This is a genomic window from Pseudomonas sp. S3_B08 (genome assembly GCF_054667725.1).
In genome coordinates this window covers 1,248,881-1,273,958 of sequence record NZ_CP162750.1, presented here as the reverse complement: position 1 = coordinate 1,273,958, position 25,078 = coordinate 1,248,881, and the positions used below count along the sequence as shown (strand labels likewise).

Annotated in this window: 24 protein-coding genes; 12 read left to right on the top strand and 12 right to left on the bottom strand. The window is 60.7% G+C overall.

Translation table 11 applies throughout. The features are described from left to right. Positions 1–10 precede the first annotated feature (10 nt). Positions 11–1,186 (bottom strand): XylR family transcriptional regulator, encoded by a 1,176-nt coding sequence (locus tag AB4N73_RS05870; protein WP_460143046.1) that lies wholly within the window; start codon positions 1,184–1,186, stop codon positions 11–13. 281 nt (positions 1,187–1,467) lie between these two features. Here AB4N73_RS05870 and xylA point away from each other — a divergent pair, with 281 nt between their 5' ends. From xylA to AB4N73_RS05850, 4 genes are all read left to right on the top strand, one after another. Beyond that, entirely contained in the window at positions 1,468–2,784 is a 1,317-nt protein-coding gene (gene xylA / locus AB4N73_RS05865) for a xylose isomerase (protein ID WP_460143045.1), read from the top strand. Positions 2,785–2,932: 148 nt separating this feature from the next. Further along, complete coding sequence (gene xylF, locus AB4N73_RS05860) at positions 2,933–3,934, top strand: D-xylose ABC transporter substrate-binding protein (protein ID WP_016774327.1); 1,002 nt, start codon at positions 2,933–2,935, stop codon at positions 3,932–3,934. Positions 3,935–4,091: 157 nt separating this feature from the next. After that, positions 4,092–5,648: a D-xylose ABC transporter ATP-binding protein gene (gene xylG, locus AB4N73_RS05855; RefSeq protein WP_460143044.1), complete on the top strand. Its 1,557-nt coding sequence runs from the start codon at positions 4,092–4,094 to the stop codon at positions 5,646–5,648. After that, a complete protein-coding gene (locus AB4N73_RS05850) occupies positions 5,649–6,785 on the top strand; it encodes a sugar ABC transporter permease (protein ID WP_016774325.1) in 1,137 nt (378 codons plus the stop codon). It abuts the gene before it with no gap. Positions 6,786–6,953: 168 nt separating this feature from the next. Here the strand turns inward: AB4N73_RS05850 and AB4N73_RS05845 are convergent, their stop codons facing one another. Then, positions 6,954–8,036: an alkene reductase gene (locus tag AB4N73_RS05845; protein WP_150635635.1), complete on the bottom strand. Its 1,083-nt coding sequence runs from the start codon at positions 8,034–8,036 to the stop codon at positions 6,954–6,956. Positions 8,037–8,064: 28 nt separating this feature from the next. After that, positions 8,065–8,805 carry an SDR family oxidoreductase gene (locus AB4N73_RS05840; protein ID WP_460143043.1) on the bottom strand — a complete coding sequence of 247 codons (741 nt, stop codon included), beginning with the start codon at positions 8,803–8,805 and terminating at the stop codon, positions 8,065–8,067. A 119-nt stretch (positions 8,806–8,924) separates the two neighbouring features. Between AB4N73_RS05840 and AB4N73_RS05835 the strand changes: the two genes are divergently transcribed. After that, positions 8,925–9,869 (top strand): LysR family transcriptional regulator, encoded by a 945-nt coding sequence (locus AB4N73_RS05835; protein ID WP_256808770.1) that lies wholly within the window; start codon positions 8,925–8,927, stop codon positions 9,867–9,869. A gap of 338 nt (positions 9,870–10,207) precedes the next feature. On the opposite strand, the gene dctA is transcribed toward AB4N73_RS05835, so the two are convergent. Together dctA and AB4N73_RS05825 are read right to left on the bottom strand one after the other, a co-directional pair. Then, complete coding sequence (gene dctA / locus AB4N73_RS05830) at positions 10,208–11,515, bottom strand: C4-dicarboxylate transporter DctA (protein WP_042610193.1); 1,308 nt, start codon at positions 11,513–11,515, stop codon at positions 10,208–10,210. 102 nt (positions 11,516–11,617) lie between these two features. Beyond that, positions 11,618–12,787: a mandelate racemase/muconate lactonizing enzyme family protein gene (locus tag AB4N73_RS05825; protein WP_252883610.1), complete on the bottom strand. Its 1,170-nt coding sequence runs from the start codon at positions 12,785–12,787 to the stop codon at positions 11,618–11,620. 98 nt (positions 12,788–12,885) lie between these two features. Between AB4N73_RS05825 and AB4N73_RS05820 the strand changes: the two genes are divergently transcribed. After that, positions 12,886–13,761, top strand: a complete 876-nt coding sequence (locus AB4N73_RS05820; protein ID WP_056784881.1) for a LysR family transcriptional regulator — start codon at positions 12,886–12,888, stop codon at positions 13,759–13,761. Between the two features lie 182 nt (positions 13,762–13,943). Here the strand turns inward: AB4N73_RS05820 and AB4N73_RS05815 are convergent, their stop codons facing one another. After that, entirely contained in the window at positions 13,944–14,912 is a 969-nt protein-coding gene (locus AB4N73_RS05815; protein WP_460143042.1) for an oxidoreductase, read from the bottom strand. Positions 14,913–14,999: 87 nt separating this feature from the next. Here AB4N73_RS05815 and AB4N73_RS05810 point away from each other — a divergent pair, with 87 nt between their 5' ends. After that, the gene (locus tag AB4N73_RS05810) at positions 15,000–15,920 is read left to right on the top strand and encodes an AraC family transcriptional regulator (protein ID WP_375123478.1); all 921 of its coding nucleotides are present in this window, start codon (positions 15,000–15,002) and stop codon (positions 15,918–15,920) included. A 51-nt stretch (positions 15,921–15,971) separates the two neighbouring features. Next, positions 15,972–16,424: a thiol-disulfide oxidoreductase DCC family protein gene (locus tag AB4N73_RS05805; protein WP_315435496.1), complete on the top strand. Its 453-nt coding sequence runs from the start codon at positions 15,972–15,974 to the stop codon at positions 16,422–16,424. Here AB4N73_RS05805 and AB4N73_RS05800 read toward each other — a convergent pair. Next, a complete protein-coding gene (locus tag AB4N73_RS05800) occupies positions 16,407–16,904 on the bottom strand; it encodes a DUF2269 family protein (RefSeq protein WP_236169191.1) in 498 nt (165 codons plus the stop codon). The two genes, AB4N73_RS05805 and AB4N73_RS05800, sit on opposite strands and share 18 nt — an antisense overlap. 1 nt (position 16,905) lies before the next feature. Beyond that, a complete protein-coding gene (locus AB4N73_RS05795; protein WP_460143041.1) occupies positions 16,906–18,033 on the bottom strand; it encodes a saccharopine dehydrogenase family protein in 1,128 nt (375 codons plus the stop codon). Positions 18,034–18,202: 169 nt separating this feature from the next. Here AB4N73_RS05795 and AB4N73_RS05790 point away from each other — a divergent pair, with 169 nt between their 5' ends. After that, on the top strand, positions 18,203–18,418 hold the full coding sequence (locus tag AB4N73_RS05790) for a PLD nuclease N-terminal domain-containing protein (protein ID WP_041480553.1): 216 nt from the start codon (positions 18,203–18,205) through the stop codon (positions 18,416–18,418). A 254-nt stretch (positions 18,419–18,672) separates the two neighbouring features. Beyond that, positions 18,673–19,149, top strand: coding sequence for a hemerythrin domain-containing protein (locus AB4N73_RS05785; protein WP_353187669.1), 477 nt, complete (start codon positions 18,673–18,675; stop codon positions 19,147–19,149). Between the two features lie 507 nt (positions 19,150–19,656). On the opposite strand, the gene AB4N73_RS05780 is transcribed toward AB4N73_RS05785, so the two are convergent. From AB4N73_RS05780 to AB4N73_RS05770, 3 genes are all read right to left on the bottom strand, one after another. Beyond that, complete coding sequence (locus tag AB4N73_RS05780) at positions 19,657–20,583, bottom strand: LysR family transcriptional regulator (protein WP_460143040.1); 927 nt, start codon at positions 20,581–20,583, stop codon at positions 19,657–19,659. Next, positions 20,580–21,554, bottom strand: coding sequence for a quinone oxidoreductase family protein (locus tag AB4N73_RS05775; RefSeq protein WP_460143039.1), 975 nt, complete (start codon positions 21,552–21,554; stop codon positions 20,580–20,582). The genes AB4N73_RS05780 and AB4N73_RS05775 overlap by 4 nt, the downstream gene beginning before the upstream one ends. 153 nt (positions 21,555–21,707) lie before the next feature. Then, a complete protein-coding gene (locus tag AB4N73_RS05770) occupies positions 21,708–22,199 on the bottom strand; it encodes an anti-virulence regulator CigR family protein (protein ID WP_305382723.1) in 492 nt (163 codons plus the stop codon). Between the two features lie 127 nt (positions 22,200–22,326). Here AB4N73_RS05770 and AB4N73_RS05765 point away from each other — a divergent pair, with 127 nt between their 5' ends. Next, positions 22,327–22,485, top strand: coding sequence for a DUF2986 domain-containing protein (locus AB4N73_RS05765; RefSeq protein WP_081932631.1), 159 nt, complete (start codon positions 22,327–22,329; stop codon positions 22,483–22,485). A 1-nt stretch (position 22,486) separates the two neighbouring features. Here AB4N73_RS05765 and AB4N73_RS05760 read toward each other — a convergent pair whose 3' ends face one another. Beyond that, a complete protein-coding gene (locus AB4N73_RS05760) occupies positions 22,487–23,698 on the bottom strand; it encodes an MFS transporter (RefSeq protein WP_370695124.1) in 1,212 nt (403 codons plus the stop codon). A 131-nt stretch (positions 23,699–23,829) separates the two neighbouring features. On the opposite strand from AB4N73_RS05760, the gene AB4N73_RS05755 reads away from it, so the two are divergent. Further along, on the top strand, positions 23,830–24,723 hold the full coding sequence (locus AB4N73_RS05755) for a LysR family transcriptional regulator (RefSeq protein WP_252869251.1): 894 nt from the start codon (positions 23,830–23,832) through the stop codon (positions 24,721–24,723). The last annotated feature ends 355 nt before the right edge of the window (positions 24,724–25,078 follow it).

Sequence of the window (25,078 nt, the reverse complement as noted above, 5' to 3'; positions counted from 1 at the left end):
ATGCGCAGCGCTACGCCCCGCCCTGCTGATACTCGCGGGGCGTGCAGCCGAACTCGCGACGGAACACCGTGTGCAGGTACTGCGCCGATTTGAAGCCGCACGCGTGGGCAATGTCGGCAATCGCAGCGTCGGTATGCTTCAAACCGCTGGTAGCCGCCGCCAGTTTGAAACGCAAAATTTCGTCATGCACGCTGCAACCGCGCTCGGCGCGGAAATGCGCTTCGAGCGATGAGCGCGACACGCCGACATACGCCGCCACTTGCGCGGTCTTGATGCCCTGGCAGGCATATTGGCGGATGAACAGCAGCGCTTGCATGACGTACGAATTGCCCAGCGGTTGGTGCAGGCTCGACACCTGCACATTGACCGCATCAGGCGGAATCAGGATTTGCGTGCCGGTGGACGGCATGCCGTGGAGCATCTGGTGCAGCAATTGCGCAGCGGTGCGGCCCATGGTTTCGGTGCCCTGAATCACCGAACTCAGCGGTACGCGAGTCAGGCTGCGGGTCAGCGGGTCGTTGTCGATGCCGATCAGCGCGACCTGCTCGGGCACGGCAATGCCGGCGGTCAGGCAGGCTTGCAGCAACTGCCGAGCGCGGGCGTCGCTAACGGCGATGATGCCGATCGGTTTGGGCAGGCTGTGCAGCCAGGCGATCAGTTGCTCGACGGCACTGTCCCACAACGGTGCGCTGGTGCCCATGCCGCGATAGATCTCGGCGTGCAGGCCGTCGCGCTGCATCAGTTTGCGAAAAGCTTTTTCCCGCTCCTGCGCCCAGCGATTGGCCTGCGCTTCCGGCAGGCTGAAACAGGCAAAGCGCTGCAACCCCGCCTCGACCAGATGCGAATAAGCCAGAGTGATCAGTGCGTTGTTATCAGTGGCAACGTAGGGGATCGCTTTCGGATAGGCGCGCGCATCCTCGTAAGAACCGCCGACCGCCACCACCGGCAAATGAATGTCGGCCAGCGCCTCGCCAATCAGCGGATCGTCGAAGTCGGCAATGATGCCGTCACCCTGCCAGCGCTCGATGCCTTTCAAGCGGCAGAGAAAGTCCTCTTCCAGAAACAGGTCCCAGGAAGCGCGGGTGCTGCTCAGGTAGTTGCCGATGCCGCTGATGATTCCACGGTCGTAGATCTTGCTGCCGTTGAACAACAGGGCGATGCGGTGCACGGGCGGTAGGCTCTTCATTCAGTATCCGGATTTTGCGTAAAGCCATTCGCGAGCAGGCTCGCTCCCACACGGTTTTGTGAACGACACGAATCAAATGTGGGAGCGAGCCTGCTCGCGAAAGCGGCCTCAAATTGTTTTTGTTCCGGGCGCCATGTCACGGCGACGATGGACACAGACTAGGCCTGCGCGCGCTGAAGCTCAATACGCAAAATCGCACTCACGGTTGAGGCTTTTCATAATCAGCGGGCACGGGGGCGTTGCTAGTATCGAGACACCCAAGAACAACAAGGACAAGGTCCATGCAGTATTTCCCCAATATCGAACCGGTTCGCTACGAAGGCCCGAACAGTGATTCGCCCCTCGCTTTCCGCCACTACGACGCCGACAAACTGATCCTCGGCAAACCCATGCGCGAACACCTGCGCATGGCCGCCTGCTACTGGCACACCTTCGTCTGGCCGGGCTCCGATGTGTTCGGCGCCGGCACCTTCAAACGCCCCTGGCAACGCAGTGGTGAGCCGATGCAACTGGCTATCGGCAAGGCTCAAGCCGCCTTCGAGTTCTTCAGCAAACTGGGCATCGATTACTACTGCTTTCACGACACGGACGTCGCCCCCGAAGGCAATTCGCTGAAGGAGTACCGCGAACACTTCGCGCAAATGGTCGACCGCCTCGAACAGCATCAGGAACAAAGCGGCATCAAGTTGCTCTGGGGCACCGCCAACTGCTTCAGCAATCCGCGTTTTGCCGCCGGTGCGGCGAGCAATCCCGATCCGGAAGTGTTCGCCTGCGCCGCCGCGCAAGTGTTCAGCGCAATGAACGCCACCCATCGGCTCAAGGGTTCCAACTACGTGCTATGGGGCGGTCGCGAAGGCTACGAAACCCTGCTCAACACCGATCTGAAACGTGAGCGCGAACAACTCGGGCGCTTCATGCGCATGGTGGTCGAGCACAAGCACAAGATCGGTTTCACCGGCGACCTGCTGATCGAACCCAAGCCGCAGGAGCCGACCAAGCACCAATACGATTACGACAGCGCCACGGTGTTCGGCTTCCTCCAGCAGTACGGTCTGGAGAAGGAAATCAAGGTCAACATCGAGGCCAACCACGCGACCCTGGCCGGCCACAGCTTTCATCACGAAATTGCCACGGCTGCCTCGCTGGGGATTTTCGGCAGCATCGACGCCAACCGTGGCGATCCGCAGAACGGCTGGGACACCGACCAGTTCCCCAACAGCGTCGAAGAAATGACCTTGGCGACCTATGAAATCCTCAAGGCCGGCGGTTTCAAGAATGGCGGCTTCAATTTCGACTCCAAGGTGCGCCGGCAGAGCCTCGACGAGATCGACCTGTTCCACGGTCATGTTGGCGCCATGGACGTCCTCGCCCTGTCGCTGGAACGCGCCGCTGCGATGGTTGAGAACGATCAATTGCAAGTGCTCAAGGATCAACGCTACGCCGGCTGGCGTCAGCCGTTCGGGCAAGCGGTGATGGCGGGCGACTTCAATCTTGAGTCTCTGGCCGAGCACGCGTTCACCAACGAGCTGAACCCGCAAGCCGTCAGCGGCCGCCAGGAAATGCTCGAAAACATCGTCAACCGTTACCTGTATCGCTGATCGCCAAGGGAGGCTGCCGACGCAACGACGCTGTGACAATTGCACGACAATTCTGTACCTGCTGCGTCGGCAGATTCTCTACAGTTCTACCCAGCCCGATTCATCGTCAGGCCGTGTCTTTCCAACAAAAATAAAAGGACGCACCACCATGAAGAACTTGAAACGTACGCTGTTGGCCAGTGCCCTGGCGTTGTTGGCCCTGCCGGTAATGGCCGACGCCACCCACCCGAAAATCGGCTTTTCCATTGATGACCTGCGTCTGGAACGCTGGTCGCGCGATCGCGATTACTTTGTCGCGGCGGCGGAAAAAATGGACGCCAAAGTCTTCGTGCAATCGGCGGACGCCAACGAGCAGAAGCAGATTTCGCAGATCGAAAACCTTATCTCTCGCGGCGTCGATGTGATCGTCATCGTGCCATTCAACGCGACAGTGCTGACCAACGCCGTGGCCGAGGCGAAGAAAGCCGGAATCAAAGTGGTGTCTTACGACCGGCTGATTCTCAACGCCGATGTCGACGCCTACATTTCCTTCGATAACGAAAAGGTCGGCGAGATGCAGGCCGGCGGCGTGCTGAAAGCGGCGCCCAAGGGCAATTACTTCTTGCTGGGTGGCGCGCCCACCGACAACAACGCCAAGATCCTCCGTGAAGGCCAGATGAAGGTGCTGCAACCCGCCATCGACAAGGGCGATATCAAGATCGTCGGCCAGCAGTGGGTCAAGGAATGGAACCCGACCGAAGCGCTGAGCATCGTCGAAAACGCCCTGACCCGTAACAACAATAAAATCGACGGCATCGTCGCCTCCAACGACGCCACCGCTGGCGGCGCCATCCAGGCATTGGCCGCGCAGCAACTGGCCGGCAAGGTGCCGATTTCCGGTCAGGACGCTGACCTCGCAGCGGTCAAACGCGTAATCGCCGGCACGCAAACCATGACCGTGTACAAACCGCTGAAACTCATCGCCTCCGAAGCGGCCAAGCTCTCGGTGCAACTGGCACGCAACGAAAAACCGGCCTACACCTCGCAGTACGACAACGGCAGCAAGAAAGTCGACACCATCCTGCTCACGCCAACGCCGTTGACCAAGGACAACATCGACTTGCTCGAACAGGATGGTTTCTACACCAAGGCGCAGATTGCCGGGCAGTGATCCGGTCGTAAATCTTGATCAGACCTGTGGGAGCGAGCCTGCTCGCGAAAGCGGAGTGTCAGTCAGTACAGCTCTGGCTGAAAAGGCCCCTTCGCGAGCAGGCTCGCTCCCACACAGGTTCAGTGGTGTTTGAGTCCCTGGTATACGAGCCTTTTCCATGTCCGACTATCTGCTGCAAATGAACGGCATCGTCAAAACCTTCGGCGGTGTCAAAGCGCTCAACGGCATCGACATCAAGGTCCGGCCCGGTGAATGCGTGGGCCTGTGTGGCGAGAATGGTGCCGGCAAGTCGACGCTGATGAAGATCCTCTCGGCGGTCTATCCCCATGGCACCTGGGACGGTGAAATCCTCTGGGACGGGCAACCGCTCCGGGCGCAATCGATCAGCGAAACCGAGGCCGCCGGCATCGTCATCATCCATCAGGAATTGACGTTGGTTCCCGACCTGTCGGTCGCCGAAAACATCTTCATGGGCCATGAGCTGACGCTGCCCGGCGGACGCATGAACTACCCGGCGATGATCCACCGCGCCGAAGCCTTGATGCGTGAATTGAAGGTGCCGGACATGAATGTTTCGCTGCCGGTTTCGCAGTACGGCGGCGGCTATCAGCAACTGGTGGAAATCGCCAAGGCCCTGAACAAACAGGCGCGCCTGCTGATTCTCGACGAACCCTCCTCAGCCCTGAGCCGCTCGGAAATCGAAGTGCTGCTGGACATCATCCGCGACCTCAAGGCCAAGGGCGTCGCCTGCGTCTACATCTCGCACAAGCTCGATGAAGTCGCCGCCGTATGCGACACCATTTCGGTGATCCGCGACGGCAAACACATCGCCACCACCGCCATGGCCGACATGGACATTCCACAGATCATCACGCAGATGGTCGGCCGCGAAATGAGCAACCTCTACCCAAGCGAGCCGCATGAGATTGGCGAGGTGATTTTCGAGGCGCGCCACATGACTTGCTACGACGTCGACAACCCCAAACGCAAACGGGTCGACGACATCTCCTTCAGCCTCAAGCGCGGCGAGATTCTCGGCATTGCCGGGCTGGTCGGGGCCGGCCGCACCGAGCTGGTCACCGCACTGTTCGGCGCTTACCCCGGCCGCCACGAGGGCGAAGTCTGGCTGGACGGCCAGCCAATCGACACGCGCACGCCGCTGAAAGCGATCCGCGCCGGCCTGTGCCTGGTGCCCGAAGATCGCAAGCGCCAGGGCATCATTCCGGATCTCGGTGTCGGTCAGAACATCACCCTCGCCGTGCTCGAGAGCTATTCGAAAATGACCCGCATCGATGCCGAAGCCGAGCTGGGCTGCATCGACCGGGAAATCTCCCGTCTGCATCTCAAGACCGCAAGTCCGTCCCTGCCGATCACCAGCCTGTCTGGCGGCAATCAGCAGAAAGCCGTACTCGCCAAGATGCTCTTGGCGAAACCGCGCGTGCTGATTCTCGACGAGCCGACCCGAGGCGTGGACGTCGGCGCCAAGTACGAGATCTACAAATTGATGGGCGCGCTGGCCGCCGAAGGCGTGTCGATCATCATGGTTTCGTCGGAACTGGCCGAAGTGCTCGGCGTCTCCGACCGCGTGCTGGTGATCGGCGAAGGCCAGTTGCGTGGTGACTTCGTCAACCATGAGCTGACCCAGGAACAGGTACTCGCCGCCGCCCTCAGCCAGCCGGGCAGCCATAACAATAATGATCGGAAAACCGCGTAAATGAATCAGGTCAAACAACTGTTCACCCGCTACAAGATGCTCGCGCTGGTATTTGCCGTGGTGCTGATCTGGCTGTTCTTCAGCTGGCAGACCGAAGGCGGTTTCCTCACCCCGCGCAATCTTTCCAACCTGCTGCGGCAGATGTCGATCACCGGAATCCTCGCCTGCGGCATGGTGCTGGTGATCATCAGTGGCGAGATCGATTTGTCGGTGGGCTCATTGCTCGGCCTGCTCGGCGGCCTCGCGGCGATACTCGACGTGGTCTATCACATTCCGCTGCTGGCGAATCTCAGTCTGGTCGCCCTGTGCGGCCTGATGATCGGCCTCGCCAACGGCTACATGGCGGCGTACTTGCGCATACCGTCATTTATCGTCGGCCTCGGTGGCATGTTGGCGTTTCGCGGGATTTTGCTGGGGATCACCGGCGGCACCACCATCGCCCCGGTATCCCCGGAGCTGGTCTACGTCGGCCAGGGATATCTGCCTCACGCGATCGGCACCGGCCTGGGTGTGCTGCTGTTTGTGCTGACGGTGTTCCTGACCTGGAAACAACGACGCAATCGCGCCCTGCATGGCCTGGCGGCGCATTCGCTGGTGCGTGATGTTGTGCGCGTGCTGGTGATCGGCGCGGTGCTGGCGGGTTTTGTTCAGACCCTCAACAGCTATGACGGCATTCCCGTGCCGGTGCTGCTGTTGCTGATTCTGCTCGGCGTGTTCAGTTACGTCACCAGCCAGACCGTATTCGGCCGCCGGGTCTATTCGGTCGGCAGCAACATGGAAGCCACGCGCCTGTCGGGCATCAATGTGCAAGCGGTCAAGCTGTGGATTTTCGGCATCATGGGCGTGATGTGCGCCCTCGCCGGCGTGGTCAACACCGCACGCCTCGCCGCCGGCTCACCGTCCGCCGGCAGCATGGGCGAACTCGACGCCATCGCCGCCTGCTTCATCGGCGGCACCTCCATGCGCGGCGGCTCCGGCACCGTCTACGGCGCCCTCCTCGGCGCACTGGTGATCACCAGCCTGGATAACGGCATGTCGATGCTCGACGTCGACAGTTACTGGCAGATGATCGTCAAGGGCAGCATTCTGGTGCTGGCGGTCTGGGTGGATGTGAGCACGCGCACGGCGCGGCGTTGAAACGTTGCAGGTGAGTTGGTAAAACGCAAATGAGGCCTGATCACAGGCCTCACTTTTTCCTATCAACGGCGTGAACCGTCTCTTGCGACTGGCTTAAGCGTGCTTTTCCGGGTTCTGGCCAGCCCGTCAGGGCATCCACTGCCACGGCGGCTGGCACCGACGCTACATTCAAACGCCATCCACCGCCGGATAATCCCCATACCCTTCCCAACCCTGGCTGAACCAAGTGCTCATTTCGCTTTCCGCCAATGGCAACTGCCGAGCGAATCTCAGCGGCAGATCCGGATTGGCTATAAACGGCCGTCCAAACGCAATCGCATCGGCGAGCCCGGCATCCAGTTGCGCTTGTGCCCTGGCGAAACCGTAGTCCGAATTGAGGATCAGCACGCCTTTGAACACGTCGCGAATCATCCCGGCCAGTGGCGGGCGTTCGGACTTGCCGAAGGTGCCGTCCAGCGGTGGTTCGCGGACTTCCAGATGAGCGATGCCAATCGCTGACAGCACTTCGGCGGCGCGGATGAACAGCGCTTCGGGATCGCTGTCGCGGATGCCCTGCTCGTAGCTGCTTGGAGTCAAGCGCACGCCAGTGCGGTCGGCGCCGATGACTTCGGCCACCGCCTCGGTCACTTCCTTGAGCAAGCGGATACGGTTGTTGATCGAGCCGCCGTACGCATCGGTGCGAAAATTGTCGCTGTCGCGCAGGAACTGGTCGAGCAGATAGCCGTTGGCGGCGTGGATCTGCACGCCATCGAAACCCGCCTCGATTGCGTTGCGAGTGGCCTGACGAAAGTCTTCCAGCAGTGCGGGAATTTCTTCCAGCGGCAACGCACGCGCCGGTGTATACGGCTGCTTGCCGGCGTACGTATGCGCCTGTCCCGGCGCGGTGGTGACCGATGCGGAAACTGGCTGGCCGCCGCCAAGGAAACTCGGGTGCACGACCCGGCCCATGTGCCAGAGCTGCGCGATGATCCGGCCGCCAGCGCCATGCACGGCATCGGTGACCTTGCGCCAGCCGGCGACCTGTTCGGCCGACCAAATGCCTGTCGCATACGGCCAGCCCAGACCTTGCTGGCTGATGCCGATCGCTTCGGAAATGATCAGGCCGGCACTGGCGCGCTGGCGGTAATACTCGACCATCATCTCGGTCGGGACGTGCTCGCGAGTGCCGCGCGCGCGGGTCATCGGTGCCATCAGGATGCGGTTGGGCAAATCGAGCGCGCCGAGGCGCACGGAATCAAATAACGATGTCATGTTCAGGCTCTCAAAAAGGTGGGCAGGATCAAACCAGGCGTGCGCCGCCGTCGATGTTGAGCACGGCGCCGTTCATGAAGGTGTTGCTCATCAGGAAAACCACTGCCGCGCCCGCTTCTGCAGCTGTGCCGAGGCGATGCAGGGGCAGCACCCGCTCAAGAGAAGCGACAAATGCATCCCGCCCCTCGCCCAGTGCCTTGCCCAGAATCGGGGTGTTGATCGGGCCGGGCGAAAGCGTGTTGACTCGCACCGGTGCCAACTCAAGGGCCAGACCGCGAGCCAGTGCTTCCATGGCTGCCGAGGCGGCGGCGAGTACGGCGGTGCCGTAGGCATTCGGGCGATCAGCGAGAGAACCGGAGATAAACGTGATCGAGCCGTCTTTTGCCAGCCTGTCGCCAAGGACCCGAATCGCATTGATCGATGCCCAGATGCGTTCGTCGAACGCGCGGTGCAGATAATCGAGATCAGCCGCGCGCACGGTGCCAGCGACAAACGTGCCGGCGAGCAGAACGAGGTGATCGACCTGAAGGATATCGGCCAGTGCAGTATCGAGAGCCTGGCTATCGGTCACGTCGGCCGCGCGCCAGCCATCGAGCCCGTGCTCGCTGGCGGCCTGCTCGGCACGTGCAGCGTTCGAGCCGATGACGATGACCTTGGCGCCAGCGGCTTTCGCTTGCACCGCAGCGGCCAGGCCGATGCCGGAGGTGCCGCCGAAAATGACCACGGTTTTGTCGGTGAGTGTGGAAGGCAGGGTTTGGCTGATGTTCATGCTGAGTCTCCGTCTGGAACACCTGAATGGCGTTCGATGGGCAAAGACTACGTTTTGGAAGCCACATTGATAATTGGGCCAGAAGTCGCTTTACTAGTGCCATGAAGGCACAAATTGGATTGGATCGTTTAACCGGGCTCATCGCCTTTGCACGAGCGGCTTCGCTGGGCAGCTACACGGCTGCCGCTCGGGCACTGTCGGTGTCGCCGTCGGCCATCAGCAAAAGCGTGCAACGGCTCGAAGAGCATTTCGGCCTGATGCTGTTTACTCGCACCACGCGCTCGCTGGTACTCACCCCGGAGGGCCGTGATCTATACGAACGGGCGCTGCGGATTCTGCGCGAAGTCGAAGACATCGATCAGGCCGCCGTTGCTTCACGCGCTGAGCCATCGGGCGTATTGAAGGTCACCGCGCCGTTGCCGATTGGACTGAATATCCTCGCGCCGGCCCTGCCGAGATTTCGCGAGCAATATCCAAAGGTGACGATCGATCTACGACTCGGCGATCAGTATGCCGACCTCATCGAACAAGGCATCGACGTCGCGGTTCGGGTTGGCAATCTTGCGGATTCGCGACTGATTTCTCGCCCGCTGGGCCCGCATCGAATCGGTGCGTTCGCATCACCGGACTATCTGCAGCGCAAGGGTACTCCGCTTACGGCCGAGGATCTCGCCGAGCATGAGTGCGTGAATTTCCGCTATCAAAGCACCGGGCAGAGTTTGCGCTGGCCGTATCTAGCCGGTGACAGACAGTTGGAACTGGCACCCGACGCGGCCTTCACCGTTGATGCCAGCGATGCGGTCGCGGCGGTGCTGGCTGCCGGCGGCGGCATCGGTATTTCGCCGCACTACGTAGCGGCGGCGTATGTTCGTCGGGGCGAACTGGTCCCGGTGCTGCCACAGTTCACCGTCGAACGCTTCGCCATTACCGCGTTGTGGCCGGAGAGCCGTCGCGGTAGCCCGAATGTCAAAGCGTTCACGGCGTTTTTGCTTGAGTTGTTCCCTGCAACGCCGCCTTGGGATGAGGTCATCCAGACGTACGTAGAGGGTTCAGGTCCGGCCTGACGGTTCATAGCGAACGTTTTGCAATCCACTGCTTGTACTGTCCGGTGCGAAAGAACATCGCCAACTGTTGTGACAGCAATCGCGCAACCTACTGTGGAAACGGGCTTGCTCGCGAAAGCGCTCTGCCGGTCGCCATCCGTGTTGACCGTTCTGGCCCCTTCGCGAGCAAGCTCGCTCCCACAGGTTTTTTGGCATGGCTGGGGATTGGTGGCGTGCCAGCACCGACTGGTTTTCGTCAGTGCGCCAATTCTCATCGTCCCGCCCCCAGTCCATAACCTTTGAACTGACTTGAAACCTGTACGCGTCGGCAGGCCAATCAAGCGCTCACGTTGCCCGAATCACTTATGCACAAGCAGCGACTTGCGCGCTGCCTTGTCCTGCTTCATGGCGGCGATTTCCCGCTCGCACGCTTCGACATCGAACGACTTGTCCCATTTGGCGATGGCGATGGTGCCGATGCCGTTACCGATCAGGTTGGTCACGGCTCGCGCCTCGTTGAGGAAGCGGTCGATGCCCAGCAGCAACACCAGGCCCACCAGAGGTATCGAGTGAATGGTGGTGAGGGTGGCCGCGAGTGTCACAAAACCTGCCCCCGCCACGCCGGCCGAGCCCTTGGAGGTCAGCAGGAACACGCCGAGCAGAATCATCTGATCCATGAAGGTCAGCGGCGTGTTGGTCGCCTGGGCGATGAAGATTGCTGCCATGGTCAGGTAGATGCAGGTGCCGTCCGCGTTGAACGTGTAGCCCGTCGGCAGGACCATGCCGACCACGGATTTCTTGCAGCCGAGCTTTTCCAGTTTGACCATCATTCGCGGCAGCACCGCTTCGGTCGAACAGGTGCCCAGGGTGATCAGGATTTCATCCTTGAAATAACGCAGAAACTGCATCAGCGGCATGCCCGACCATCGCGCCACCGCGCCCAGTACCACGACGATGAAGATCAGCGTGGTGATGTACAGCGCGACCAGCAACTGCCCCAGCGACAGCAGAGTGCCGATGCCGTATTTGCCGATGGTGAATGCCATGCCAGCCCCCGCGCCCAACGGCGCCAGACGCATGACCATCGCGACGATTTTGAACAGGCCTTGCAGGAACAGGTCGATGGTGTTGATCAGCGGTTTGCTGGTTTCGCCCATTTGCACCAAGGCGACGCCCATCAGCACCGACAACAGAATCACCTGCAGCATCACGCCGTTGGAGAAGGCGCCGAGGAAGGTATGGGGGATGATATTGAGGAAGAATTCGACCAGACCGCCCTGCTCGCTCGCCGCCTGGCTGTATTTGTTGACAGCGCTGCCATCGAGGGTACCGGCGTTGATGTTCATGCCGGCGCCGGGCTTGACCACGTTGACTACGATCAGGCCTACCACCAGAGCGATGGTGGAAAGAATCTCGAAGTAGATCAGCGCTTTCACACCGATGCGGCCGACCTCCTTGATGCTGCCCATCTTGGCGATACCGACCACTACCGTGCCGAAAATGATCGGCGCCAGGAGCATCTTGATCAGTTTGATGAAACCGTCGGCAAACGGCTGCAGCTTGGCGCCGATGTCCGGCACGAAGTATCCGATGGCAGCGCCGATGACGATGCCGATCAGCACTTGCACATAGAGCTGGCTGTACCAGCGTGATTTTGAAGTTTCCACGGAAGCACCTCATTTTATTGTTGTGGTGGGCATGTGGCTTTGGCGTCGAGGATGACGCCTGAAGGTGCGGCCTCGGAAATCGAGGCCGCAGATAAAACCGAATCAGCCCTCGCCCAGTTCGCGCATGACGGCATACAGCGCAGACTTGGCTTCGAAGCCGACCCCCGGGATATCCGGCAGCCCGACGTAGCCGTTTTCCACGCGGATACCATCGGCAAACCCGCCGAATGGCTGGAACACGTCCGGGTACGATTCGTTGCCGCCCAGGTGCAGACCGGCAGCGATGTTCAGCGACATCTGGTGACCACCATGTGGCACCACGCGGCGCGAAGACCAACCCAGCTCTTCCATCACTTTCAGGGTGCGCATGTACTCGACGAGACCGTAGGACAGCGCACAGTCGAATTGCAGGTAATCGCGGTCAGGGCGCATGCCGCCGTGGCGCAACAGGTTGCGGGCGTCCTGGTGAGAGAACAGGTTTTCCCCAGTGGCCATCGGCAGTTCGTAGTGATTGGCCAGCTCGGCCTGGAGCGCATAATCCAGCGGGTCGCCGACTTCCTCGTACCAGAACAGGTTGTACTTCTTGATCGCTTCGGCGTACGCGATACCGGTCTGCAGATCGAAGCGGCCGTTGGCATCGACCGCCAGGCGCTGGCCGTCGCCCACCACTTCGAGCACCGCCTCAATGCGGCGGATATCTTCGTCCAGCGGCACTGCGCCGATCTTCATCTTGACCACGTCGTAGCCACGATCCAGATAGCTCTGCATTTCGGCCTTGAGCTTGGTCTGGTCCTTGCCCGGGTAGTAATAGCCACCCGCCGCGTACACCCAGACTTTGTCATCGGCCACACCGTTGCGATAACGATCGGCAAGCAGGCGATACAGCGGCTTGCCTTCGATCTTCGCTACCGCATCCCACACCGCCATATCGATGGTGCCGACCGCTACTGAACGCTCGCCATGCCCGCCCGGTTTTTCGTTGGTCATCAGGGTTTTCCAGATGGCGAACGGATCGAGGTTATTGTTCTCGTGATCGATCAGGGTTTCCGGGTCGGCCTCGGTGATCCGCGCCAGAAAACGGTCGCGCATCAACGCGCCCTGGCCGTAGCGACCGTTGGAGTTGAAGCCGTAACCGATGACCGGTTTGCCGTCGCGGATCACGTCGGTAATGACCGCGACGACCGAGCAGGTCATCTTCGAAAAGTCGATGTAGGCATTGGCGATCGGGGAAGCAATGGAGACGGTTTTTTCACGGATATCGACGATACGCATGACGGGTTCCTCTTGTTGTGGTGGGCCAACGTTATGCGTTGCGACGACACCCGCCCAATGCTATTAATGCCGCGCCCTATGCACAGGAGGCATTGCCCTTGGAACTGGTTTGGCTTGAGGATTTTTCAGCGCTGGCCGAATACGGCAGCTTTGTCCGGGCCGCCGAAGCGCGCCATGTGACGCAGCCGGCGTTCAGTCGCCGAGTGCGCTCGCTGGAGAACTGGATGGGCGTGGAATTGTTCGTGCGCACTCCGCAGGGCGCGACGCTGACCGAGGCCGGCAGGCAGATTTTGCCCAGCGCTCAGGAAGCGGCCAGACGCCTGTACCGCATGCGCTCCGAGGCTCAGGAAGTGGCTGGCATGGCGGCGAAAACCTTGCAGTTTGCTGCCACTCACTCGCTGTCATTCACCTTCTTCCCACGCTGGTTGCGCAGTGCCGAAAGTGGCGCGCCGATCGATGCAGTTCGCCTGCATTCCGACAGCATGGCCGTGTGCGAACAGATGCTGATTCATGGTCAGGTGCAATTTCTGTTGTGCCATCGCCACCCCGACGTTCCGCCGTTGCTGGCGCCTGATCAGTTCATTGGCAAGAAGGTCGGCGAGGACGTACTTGTGCCGCTGGCGAGTGCTTCAGCCCAGTTCGGCACGTCGCCTGAAACCCTGCCCTATCTGGCCTACACCCACGAATCCGGCCTGGGCCGAATCGTCGCCCACAGGCTACACGGCAAGGCCGATTATCTGCATTTGAAACCGCTGTTCAGCAGCCATCTGGCGGCAGTGCTGATGTCGATGGCGCTGGAAAGCAAAGGCGTGGCCTGGCTGCCGAAAAGCCTGACCGAACAGGAAATGGCTGACGGGCGCCTGGTCAGGGCGCTGGATGACAGTTGGGATATTCCACTGGAAATACACCTGACTCGCCCGACCGCACCGATCAGCCCTTCGGCGGAGGAATTCTGGGCGAAGCTGGGAGAGTAACTCTATCGAGCAGCCCCTCACCCCAGCCCTCTCCCGAGGGAGAGGGAGCCGATTTGGGTGCTGTTCAAGAACTGAGTTCGACCCGGTATTTCAGGTCGGCGAATTTCTACTAAACACCTCGGTCAGTCCCCTCTCCCTTCGGGAGAGGGTTAGGGTGAGGGGCTTTTGTCCTTTGAATCGATTTATGCCACCGTGAGCCCCGTCCATTGCTCCGAAACCGCCCAAAGTCGCTCAGCCAGCTCAGCATCCGCCGCCCATTGCGCAACGCCCTTGCGGCCCGCTTCAGGTTGATTGATCGGCGCAACATTGCAGTCTTCGCAATACACGCCACCCAAATCCGCAAGCAATGCACTGGTCGCACACCACAATCCCGTCGCGGCGCCCTGCTCCAGCGTTTTCAGACCGTTGTGGGCATCCAGCCGTGGCCGGCCCTGCTCATCCAGCGCATCGAATGCGGCAAGTTCCGCTGTGCTCAGGTGCCGTGCCAGATCCGTCAGAATCTGCCCGGGATGCAATGAGAACGCACGAACGCCATGACTGCGTCCGCGCCGATCCAGCGCGATGGCGAACAAGGCATTGGCTGTTTTCGACTGACCATACGCGACCCATTTGTCATACGGCCGCTGCGAGAAATCGATGTCGGCAAAGCCCACCCCGGCAATCTGATGCCCGCGCGAGGACACTGACAGCACCCGCGCCTGTCCAGCTTTGACCAGCGCCGGCCAGAGGCCGCAGGTCAGGCGATAGTGGCCCAAGTGATTGGTCGCGAACTGGCTTTCATGGCCATCGGCATCGCGCAGCAACGGCGCGGCCATGACTCCGGCGCAGTTGATCAGCAATGACACTGGCTGACCCGCGCTGACCACGCTGTGGCTGAACGCCGCCACAGATTCAGCCTGCATGAGGTCCATGGGCGGCACGCGGACACCGTCAACACCCGCCAATGCCACCTCTGCCCGCTCCGTATCTCTGGCCGGCACAATGACCTGCGCTCCTGCCGCCGCGAGGCTTTTCACCGTCAGCAGACCCAGGCCGGAATAGCCGCCGGTGACCACGGCGAGTTGCCCGCGCAGGTCGATGCCGGCCATGACTTCCGCCGCTGTGCTGGCGGCGTTGAACGGTGATTGCACAGGTAGTTGAAGGGTAGCCATGGGCGTAATCCTGAGTGAGCTATCGAAGGCCTTCATTCTTGGCTAAGCTCTGCGGACGAACCAGTCTGATAAATCCAGGTTTCTGTCGTGATCATCCAAAATCCTGCTGGCGATCCGCTTTCTGCCGTATTGGCACTCTCCGAGTTGCAAGCAGCCTGCTCGGTTCGCTTGCAAGCGGGAGGCGTCTGGGCGCTGCGATTTCACCCCATCGAACTGAAATTCAACGTGGTGCGACGAGGCGAATGCTGGTTGCGCATGCAGGGCTTGCCGGCGCAGTTGCTGCGGGCCGGCGACTGTTTTGTGGTGTCGCGCACGCCGTTCATTCTGGCCAGCGGCGCCGACGTCGAGGCGGTGAATGCCGCGGATGTTTTTGCCCATGACGGCGCCTCGGCGACCTTTGGCGTCGGCGAGGAAGTCGAGCTGCTGGGCGGCAGCGTGTCGCTATCGGGACCCGGCGCAACCGAACTGCTCGACGTGCTGCCGACCTCGCTGATCATTCGCGCCGAGGCCACAGGTGCCTCGTCGTTTGGTTGGCTGCTGGATGAACTGGAGCGCGAGTGGCCATCACACCAGGCCGGCTCGCAGGCGATGTGCAACGACTTGCTGCGACTGATCTTCATCCATGCGCTGCGCCATCACATCAACAGCGCGGATGCCGAACAATTGTCTTGGCTGGGCGGACTGCGGGAACCGGCGATTGCCGGCGTCTTGCGCGCCGTTCACGCTGCCCCGGAAAAACCTTGGCGACTGACGCAAATGGCCGAGATTGCCTGCATGTCGCGCTCCGGTTTCGCCGCGTTATTCAAAACTTGCATGGGTGTAGCGCCGGTCGAATATGCCACGCGCTGGCGGATGCGCGTGGCCGCGTTTCGCTTGCGCAATGGTCGGGACAATGTGGCCACTGTCGCCGCGTCACTGGGCTACCTGTCCGACGCGGCGTTTGGCGCTGCCTTCCGCCGCGTGCACGGCATATCGCCGGGCCAATACCGCCGCGATCCACTCCTGTAGCCCAATGATCAAGGTTATGATCGCGACAACCGCCGCCAAGGACATCCGCCGATGCCTGCCATGAAAACCCGCCCGACCCCCGCGCCATTGCTCAAGCCAGGCGAAACCGTGGTGCTGTTCGACGGCGTGTGCAAACTGTGCAACGGCTGGGCGCGCTTTCTGATTCGCCATGACCATCAGCGCCATGTGCGTCTGGCGACCGTGCAATCGCCCGAAGGCCAGGCCTTGCTGGCGTGGGCCGGTTTGCCCCTGGATGAGTTCGACACCATGGCGGTGATCCGCGACCGCAATTATTGGGAGCGATCAGATGCATTCCTTGAAGTGGTCGGGCAACTGCCGATGCGCTGGCAGCCGTTGAAACTGCTGCGCATCTTCCCGCGTCGTCTGCGTGACTGGGCTTACGATCGAATCGCGCTGAACCGCTATCGGCTGTTCGGCAGGTACGACACTTGTCTGCTGCCAACAGCGGATCATGAAAGCCGCTTTCTAAAAGCCCACGGTTAACCCGACCAGTTGCACCGGCGTCATCTTCGTCACCATCATCAGCACGATGACAAACATCCCGGCGAACCCGGCAATGCCCATCCAGAACCACCAGCGGTAAGTGTTCGCGTAGCGATCATCCAGAGGCAGGCCGTCCTCGCCCGCGCTCAGCGCCATCTTCTGCAGACGCTTTTGCAATACCAGTACAGGCAGCCACAGTGCGCCTACGCAGAAGAAAATGATCAGCGACGTCAGCAGCCACTCACTGCTCATCGAAAGCCCGGAAAGCCGCATCAGCAGATAGCCGGTAATGACCTGAACAATCCCTGCCGGCGTGGTGATCCACGTATCGAAACGCACCACCATCCTTGCGACATGGGCGATCACTTGCGGGTTGCCGCTGCGGCTGGCGGCGATCAGGTAGAGGTAGGAACCCATGCCGAAACCGAAGAGGAAAATCGCCGCGATTACATGCAGGTACTTCAGGCAGAGATAGAGCATCTCAACGCTGCCCATCGGAGAATTGAACCGACAGGCTCAAGTTGGCCGGATCGTTGATCGCCGCCAGATATTCATCGACGCTGATTTCGCCAACACACGGCCGCGCACCAGGTTGCGGTGCATAACCCCGCGCCATTTTGATTGCCAGGGCGACGGCGGCGCAGCTGGGGATTTCCGGGCCTTTGTCATTCAGCGCGGTGAGTTGCGCGGTCATGCTCAGCGGCTGGTCGTCAACCCCGATGCCCTGAACATCGATGTACATCGCGCTCTTGCCATCACCGAAACGTTCGAACCACGTACCCAGGCGATGCAGGCGCGCCGCCCAGCGCACATGATCGCGCACCAGACCGAAGCGCAAGGCTTGCGCCAGCAAGGCATTGGCGACACCGCCGAGCTTCAGGCCAGCGCCAGCCTTGAAGCGCAGTGTGTGCGCACCATAGCGGCGGGCAAATATATCCATGTCAGGTACATCGACATTGGCCAGCACCCGCGTGCCCAGTTGTGGCATCGTGCGCACGGTCAGATCGAGCCAGCCCGGCACTTCGTGTACCTGGCCGTGCTTCAATTGCTTGATCGGCTTACCGGCATAGGCGAGCACGCCCTCGACCGTGGACAGCCCCGGCATCTTCGCCGAGGAGGAAATGCCATGCTCGATCGAATCGATTCGCGCAAAGCGCTGGCGCTGCTGATCGATGATTGCCGAAGACAAGGTCGGCACCGAACTGCAACCGCTGAGCACGGCCACACCAGCCTCCCTGGCGCGGGCGTCGAGCACATCAATGCCGTTGACGAAGGTGCGGCAGTCAGCCAGATCGCAATAATTCACACCGGCGCCGATGCAGCTTTCAGCAACTGCGTAGGATTGCCCCTGAAACGGCCCGCCGGTGTGCACCACCAACTGAATATTCAACTCTCGCAACGCCGCTTGAAAACCTGCGCCCATTGCATCGCCGCACCACCCTCCGCACGGACGGCCTGATTGCGCTTGCAGCTCAGCGACCTTGATTTGCAACTTGCGTGCATCGCGGCCCGACAACAGCAGTTCAATCTCTGGCATGAGCGCCAGATGCCGACACACGATACTGCCGAAATTGCCGTAACCACCGACAACCATCACCCTGAATGCCATTGCCCTGTCCCTGTTTCAGCCCAAACGTGGCGCAGAGGATATAGGCCGCAGCGGCGATCAGACATTTATTTTGCAACCGGGTATCACCCCGCCCGCTTGTCCAAGGCAAAAAGAATGAACCCAACGCCCCTATCGTCGCCTAACGCACAGACCATCAGGAGCTAAGCCTATGCAAATCGAAACCGTGTGGATCGTATTGGCGGTCATTCTTGTGCTGATCGAGCTTTGGGCCATCAATCGGGTGCGTAAAAGCGAAGGGAAATCCAGTAGTAAAGGCGTGTGGATCGTGCTGATCGTGTTCGTGCCGCTGTTCGGCCTGATCGCCTGGGCACTGGCGGGACCCAAGCATGTCGGTCGCATTTCGCCTTCCCAGGCTAACCGGTGACCCACGGGCGCAGGCCCGTCTCAAGTATCACCACAGCCCGGCTTTTGCCGGGCTTGTTATATGCAATGCCCGCCACGCGGATTTCTTGCAGGCTGCACGAAAGCATTGTGCCTGCTTCGATGCCAGCCCTTGATTTAGAAGGGTTGCGCTTGATCGGCGAGTTGGCATGAGTCCTGCGATAGCCTCTTCCTGAATACACAGCAGCGCGAAAAAGAACGCTGTGTTCAATCCGTGAAAAGCAGAGGCCTCAAAAAATGAATGCCATCGACCTTCTCAAAGCCGACCATGAAAAAGTCAAAGCCATCCTCAGCCAACTGAGTGAGTCCACCGACCGTGCGCTGAAAAAACGCGTCGAGTTACTGGGCAAACTGGAAATGGAAATCACCATCCACACCCGCCTCGAAGAAGAGATTCTCTACCCTGCGTTCAAGGAAGCCGGCAGCAAGGAAGAAGACATCATGTATTACGAAGCCAAGGAAGAGCACCGCACCGTGGATTCGCTGGTACTGCCTGATCTGAAAGAAACCGATCCAGGCAGCCCGGAATTTGCCGGTCGGGTCAAAGTGGTCAAGGAACTGCTGGAGCACCACATCGAGGAGGAAGAAGAGGAAATGTTCCCGAAAGCGCAGAAGCTTCTGGGCAAGGCCAAGCTCGAGGAACTGGGCGCGCGAATGGAAGCCATGAAGGCGAGCCACAAAAAGGAAATGGCGGCCAACAAGATCGCCGCTTGAAGTGTTGAAGACACCGAAGCCCGGCGGCAATGCCGGGCTTTTTTTGTGCGCCCAAACTGGCCCACGCTCCCACATTGGATATACGTATGTTCGGTAATTCCTGAGCAAGCCACGAAAGCTGTGGGAGCGAGCCTGCTCGCGAAGGCGTCAGGTCAGCCAGATCATCCATGACTGACACTGCGCTTTCGCGAGCAGGCTCGCTCCCACACTGGATATACGTATGTCCGGCAATTCCTGAGCAAGCCACGAAACCTGTGGGAGCGAGCCTGCTCGCGAAGGCGTCAGGTCAGCCACATCATCTATGACTGACACTGCGCGTTCGCGAGCAGGCTCGCTCCCACATTGGATATACGTATGTTCGGCAATTCCTTAGCAAACCACGAAAGCTGTGGGAGCGAGCCTGCTCGCGAAGGCGTCAGGTCAGCCAGATCATCCATGACTGACACTGCGCTTTCGCGAGCAGGCTCGCTCCCACAGGGTCAGTGTCGGTCTTGAGGCAGGTTGTTATCAAACCGCCCAAGGTGGCCTGGGATCGAATTTAGTTTCAATCCACTCCTTGAACGCCACCACCGCCGCCGCTGGAAACCGCGATGACGGCCTGACCAGATAAACGCCGCCCGCCGAATCCAGATGCCAGCCGGGCAACACACGAATCAACCGACCTGCCGCCAGATCGCGGCTCATCAGCCAGTCGCCGGCACCGAGTATGCCGGCGTCGGCGCGGGCGGCGGCGAGCAGAGATTCGCTGTCGCTGGCGGTCAGGTTGCCGTGGGGCGTGATGGCCTGCACCTCCTTGCCCCGATGCAGGCGCCACAGCGGGAACGACGCCAGCCCGCTGAAGCGCAGGCAATTGTGCTGAAGCAGGTCCTGCGGGGTTTGCGGCATGCCATGGGCCTCGATGTAGGCCGGCGATGCGCAGAGAATCCGTCGATGGTCGCTGAGCTTTTTCGCGATCAGCCGATTATCGTCCAGCTCGCCGATGCGAATAGCCGCGTCGAAGCCCTGCTCGATGATGTCGACCAGACCTTCGCTGTAATCGGCCACCAGCGAAACCTGCGGATGGGCCTTGAGAAATTCGGGCAGCAGCGGCCCCAGCCACAAGCGCCCCATCGCCGCCGGCAACGCCAGGCGCAAGGTGCCGCGTACTTCGCTGGCGCCCTGTACCGCTTGTTGCTGCGCTTCGTTCATCAACTCGACGGCCGCGCGCAAGCGTTGTTCAAGTTGAAGGCCGGCCTCGGTGATACGCACGTGTCGCGTCGAGCGTTCCACCAACCGCACGCCCAGTCGCTTCTCCATCGCCGCGAGGCGCTTGGAAACGATGGTCGGATGACGCTGCAACAAACGCCCCGCCGCGACAAACGAGCCTTGCGCGGCGACGGCCAGGAAAGCAGCGATTTCATCGCTGTGCGGGTTGCTCAGAACATCCAGATTCATGGTTTTAAAATGATCGCCCCTGATGATCGGCCCGATTCAAGATCGGCGTGCGCTTGTGCCGCGTCAGCCAATGAATAACGCGCGCGGATTTGCGGCGTGATGATACCGGCGGCAACAGCGGCCAGCACATCTTGTGCGCGCTCCTGGTATTCGGCTGTCGTGGCGGTGTGCGCGGCCAGCGACGGACGGGTCAGGAACAGCGAGCCCTTGGCGTTCAGCGTGGCCATTTCCACCGCTGCCGGCGCGCCGGTCTGCGCGCCGAACGAGACCATCAATCCGCGTGGGCGCAAGCTGTCCAGCGAGGCTTGAAAAGACACTCGGCCAACCGGGTCATACACCACGTCGACCTTGCGCCCCTCGGTGATACGCAACACGTCGGCTGCGAGGGTTTCGGCATCGAACACCAGTACTTCGTCACAACCGGACGCGCGAGCCTTGTCGACACTGGCCTGCTTCGACACCACACCGATGACTGTCGCGCCAAGGTGCTTGGCCCATGGCACCATGATTTCCCCCAGACCTCCCGCGACACCGTAAAGCAGCATCGTCGTGCCCGGCCCGACCGGATAAGTCGCCTTCAGCAGATACTGCGCGGTGATGCCTTTGAATAACACCGCCGCCGCATCTTCGAACGACAACTCATCGGGGATCTTCACCAGGCGCTCTGCCGGAAACAGCCGCGCCGAGGCGTAACCGCCCAGGGGCCCGGTGGCGTAAGCGACCCGATCACCGACGCGGACATTGCTCACACCGGCACCGACCGCCGCCACCCGCCCCGCGCCTTCCAGACCCAACCCCGAAGGCAACGCCACCGGCACTGCACCTTTGCGCTGGCTGACATCGAGGTAATTGACGCCCACCGCCGCTTGCTCCAGCCAGACCTCGCCAGCCCCGGGGGTCTGTTCGCTGACAGTGTGCAGTTGCAGGACGTCCGGTGCGCCGGTTGCGGTGAAGCGAATTGCGTTGGCCATGGTCATCTCCATTCATTCGTTAGCCGTTGCGCTCAGTCTGAAAGCTGAACATTCAACGAACAACCCAATCTGAATGCAGTTCATTGCTGCATCTGATGCAGCTATGCGTGAATAAAAAAGGAGCGGCAGGTGCTGCCACTCCTCTTTGCAGAATCAATCGAACGCGCCGTTGAGCACCTCGTAGATCAGCCCGGTAGCCAGCGCGACGAGGATCAGGTCGGTGCCAACCTGTTGCCATTCGTAGCCGTCATAGTGAGGCAAATGGCCGAGCAGCCGCCCGTCCAGCTTCTTGGCGATGCCCGGTGGCAGCGGTTTGCCCCGCGCCAGATTCTTTTGAATGCCCGGCGGCAGTGCTGGCCCCGGATTCCAGTATTCGCCGCGATAGCCGCCGACGATGCCGAGAATATTGCCGCGATCAATGCTCGGAGCACCGCCGCCATTGCCAGAGTGTTGCTGGCCTTTATTGCCATTGCCCTGACCGCCCCCACCCTGTTTACCATGATCCTGCATGTTCTGCGGTTTGCCCTTGCCGTTGCCCTGGCCGCCCTGGCCCTTGCCATTGCCGGGGTCAGCCAGTGCAGTCGTGCTGCCCACTACCAGCGCGAGGCAAGACAGCGCGACAATCAATCTGCGAGCTTTTCTCATGTGCGATTCCTTTGGTTTGGGGTGCTCTTGAGTTGGGGGGAATGTGCTCAGCTTAGTGGATTTCTCCTTGCTGACCACTCGGCCTTGCGTCAGGATTCCCACCCTCTCCACCCGCGATCGAAAAATCATGAATCGTCAAAAGAAGCTGCAGCAGTTGTTCAAGGAAAAAGCCAAAAAGGCCAACGCCAAACTGGCGCCGAAAAAGCCCAAGTACATCTGCAAGGCCGACCGCCTGAAGCTGGAAGCCGAAGCCGCGCAGGCTTCAGTGGAAAATACCGAGAGCTGAGTCAGGCTTTCTGCCGCGACGTCAGCCACGTCATCAGCGCCGCCAGCACCAGCAATGCCGCGCTGGCGAAGAAGGTCAGCCGATAGCCACTGCCGTCGAACAGCAGACCACCGACGGTCGACCCCGAAGCGATCGACAACTGCACCACCGCCACCATCAGCCCACCGCCGGTTTCGGCATCGTCAGGCAGCGTGCGCGCCAGCCAAGACCACCAGCCTACCGGCGCCGCCGTGGCGATCAATCCCCACACGCCCAGCAACACGAACGTCGCGACCACTGAACTGCCCATCCCAATGAGCGCCACTGCGATCATCGCCATCAACAGCGGGATGGCGATCACCACGCGATACAGCCCCTTCTTCAACACGGAACCGATGACCACGGTGCCGATAAACCCGGCCACACCAATGACCAGCAGAATCATCGACAGCACCGAAACATCGACCCGGGTCACGGTTTCCAGAAACGGTCGCAGGTAAGTGAACAGCACAAACTGGCCCATGAAGAACAGGCCGGCGCCGAGCATGCCGAATGCCACCCGGCGGCTTTTGAACAACGCAAAGCCGTTGGCTGCGCTGGCTTTGCGTGGCGCGGCCGGCAGCGCGGGCAAGCTGATCCATTGCCAGAGCAGCGCAATCAACGCCACCGGTATCAGGCAGAAAAACGCCCCGCGCCAGCCAATCACGCTGCCGAGATAACTGCCCAGCGGCGCCGCGACCACCGTAGCCAAAGCATTGCCGCCGTTAAAAATTGCCAATGCCTTGGGCACGCTGGCGGAGGGCACCAGACGCATTGCCAACGCCGCTGACATCGACCAGAAGCCGCCAATCACCACGCCGATCAATGCGCGACCGATCATGTACACCGTGTAGTTGGGCGCCAGGCCCACCACCAGCCCGGACGCGCACATCAGCGCCGTCAACAGCAGCAACAGGCGCTTGCGATCCATCGAACCGGCAAGCCTGGTGATCGTCAGGCTGGTCAGCACCGCGAACGCGCCGGAGATGGCGATGCCGTAGCCGGCCAGGCCTTCGCTGATGCGCAAGTCCGTGGCCATGGGCGTGAGCAGACTGACCGGCATGAATTCGGAGGCGATCAGCGCGAAGACACACAAGGTCATGGCGAACACGCCGCTCCAGTACGCCGGTTGCTCGCCGGCAGTGGACACGCCCATGGGCTGGTTTGTCGGGTTGTCGATTGCTTGGGCCGTCATGCAAAAACCTGTTTGGAAGTACAAATGGTCGAGGCACTTCTGCCCCGCTACTCAGGCTGCAAAGCTTGACGGATCGGGCTTAACTTGATTAGTAGCGGTAATCTTCATGTGCTTTTGAGAAAAATTCAGCAATGAGCAACGCCAAAGTCAATGACCTGCAGGCCTTTCTGGCGGTGGCCCAGGATCAAAGCTTCACCAAAGCCGCTGCTCGCCTCGGCGTCACGCCCTCTGCGTTGAGTCATACGGTCCGCGCGCTGGAGCAGCGTCTGGGTATCCGCTTGCTGGCTCGCACGACGCGCAATGTCTCGCCGACCGAGGCTGGCGAACGCTTGATGCGTTCGATTGCGCCGCTGTTCGAGCAGATCAGCGCCGAGCTCGAAGCCCTTGGCGAATTGCGCGACAAGCCCAGCGGCACCATTCGGATTTCCTGCACGGACGATCAGATTGAGTTGTGCATTCGGCCGATGCTTGCAAAGTTTTTGCAGGACTATCCGGACATCACCTTGGAGTTTTACGTCGATTATGGTTTCACCAATGTGGTCAAGGAGCGCTTCGATGCTGGTATCCGTCTCGGTGAGTCAATCAGCAAAGACATGATCGCCGTGCGCATCGGTCCGGACTGGCGCCTGGCCGTGGTCGCCTCGCCCGATTACTTCGCCCGCCACCCGGCCCCCGCCACGCCGCATCAGTTGACGGAACACACCTGCATCAACATCCGCCACCAACCGGCCGGCGCGATATACGCCTGGGAGTTTGCGCACAAGGGTCAGGATTTCAGCGTGAAGGTCGACGGGCAGTTGGTGTTCAACAGCATCATGCACGTGCTCAATGCCGCCGTGGATGGCATCGGCGTGGCGTACGTGCCCGAGCAATTGGTCGCGCCGTATCTGGCGGACGGACGACTGGTGGAAGTCCTGGAAGAGTGGTGCCCGACGTTTCAGGGCTATCACCTGTACTACCCGAACCGGCGCCAGGGCTCGGCAGCGTTTGCGGCGTTTGTCGAAGCACTGAAATACAACCGCTGACAAACGCAACTCTTCAATCCAAGCCAAATCCCTGTGGGAGCGGGCTTGCCCGCGAAGGCGTCGGCACATTCAACCTCATCATCGCCTGACCCAGCGCTTTCGCGAGCAGGCTCGCTCCCACAATGGTCCGGGGCAATGCCAAAATCTTCAGCGCAACCAAAATCCCTGTGGGAGCGAGCCTGCTCGCGAAGGCGCCAGATCAGATACATCCACATTGAATGACACACCGCTTTCGCGAGCAGGCTCGCTCTCACAATGATCCGGGTCAAGGCTACGTTTTCACAGGCTGGCTCACCACAGCGGCGCACCGAATCACCGCCGTACAACGACGAAGGGAGGCCCATTGCAGGCCTCC

Excerpts from the sequence above, each read along its gene's own strand:
- AB4N73_RS05815 (WP_460143042.1), bottom strand. The coding sequence starts at position 14,912 with ATGGCTACCCTTCAACTACCTGTGCAATCACCGTTCAACGCCGCCAGC.
- AB4N73_RS05845 (WP_150635635.1), bottom strand. The coding sequence starts at position 8,036 with ATGACATCGTTATTTGATTCCGTGCGCCTCGGCGCGCTCGATTTGCCC.
- AB4N73_RS05755 (WP_252869251.1), top strand. The coding sequence starts at position 23,830 with ATGAGCAACGCCAAAGTCAATGACCTGCAGGCCTTTCTGGCGGTGGCC.
- AB4N73_RS05870 (WP_460143046.1), bottom strand. The coding sequence starts at position 1,186 with ATGAAGAGCCTACCGCCCGTGCACCGCATCGCCCTGTTGTTCAACGGC.
- AB4N73_RS05785 (WP_353187669.1), top strand. The coding sequence starts at position 18,673 with ATGAATGCCATCGACCTTCTCAAAGCCGACCATGAAAAAGTCAAAGCC.
- AB4N73_RS05795 (WP_460143041.1), bottom strand. The coding sequence starts at position 18,033 with ATGGCATTCAGGGTGATGGTTGTCGGTGGTTACGGCAATTTCGGCAGT.
- AB4N73_RS05765 (WP_081932631.1), top strand. The coding sequence starts at position 22,327 with ATGAATCGTCAAAAGAAGCTGCAGCAGTTGTTCAAGGAAAAAGCCAAA.
- AB4N73_RS05850 (WP_016774325.1), top strand. The coding sequence starts at position 5,649 with ATGAATCAGGTCAAACAACTGTTCACCCGCTACAAGATGCTCGCGCTG.
- AB4N73_RS05760 (WP_370695124.1), bottom strand. The coding sequence starts at position 23,698 with ATGACGGCCCAAGCAATCGACAACCCGACAAACCAGCCCATGGGCGTG.
- AB4N73_RS05840 (WP_460143043.1), bottom strand. The coding sequence starts at position 8,805 with ATGAACATCAGCCAAACCCTGCCTTCCACACTCACCGACAAAACCGTG.
- AB4N73_RS05805 (WP_315435496.1), top strand. The coding sequence starts at position 15,972 with ATGCCTGCCATGAAAACCCGCCCGACCCCCGCGCCATTGCTCAAGCCA.
- AB4N73_RS05780 (WP_460143040.1), bottom strand. The coding sequence starts at position 20,583 with ATGAATCTGGATGTTCTGAGCAACCCGCACAGCGATGAAATCGCTGCT.
- AB4N73_RS05800 (WP_236169191.1), bottom strand. The coding sequence starts at position 16,904 with ATGCTCTATCTCTGCCTGAAGTACCTGCATGTAATCGCGGCGATTTTC.
- xylA (WP_460143045.1), top strand. The coding sequence starts at position 1,468 with ATGCAGTATTTCCCCAATATCGAACCGGTTCGCTACGAAGGCCCGAAC.
- AB4N73_RS05790 (WP_041480553.1), top strand. The coding sequence starts at position 18,203 with ATGCAAATCGAAACCGTGTGGATCGTATTGGCGGTCATTCTTGTGCTG.
- AB4N73_RS05775 (WP_460143039.1), bottom strand. The coding sequence starts at position 21,554 with ATGGCCAACGCAATTCGCTTCACCGCAACCGGCGCACCGGACGTCCTG.
- xylF (WP_016774327.1), top strand. The coding sequence starts at position 2,933 with ATGAAGAACTTGAAACGTACGCTGTTGGCCAGTGCCCTGGCGTTGTTG.
- AB4N73_RS05825 (WP_252883610.1), bottom strand. The coding sequence starts at position 12,787 with ATGCGTATCGTCGATATCCGTGAAAAAACCGTCTCCATTGCTTCCCCG.
- AB4N73_RS05770 (WP_305382723.1), bottom strand. The coding sequence starts at position 22,199 with ATGAGAAAAGCTCGCAGATTGATTGTCGCGCTGTCTTGCCTCGCGCTG.
- xylG (WP_460143044.1), top strand. The coding sequence starts at position 4,092 with ATGTCCGACTATCTGCTGCAAATGAACGGCATCGTCAAAACCTTCGGC.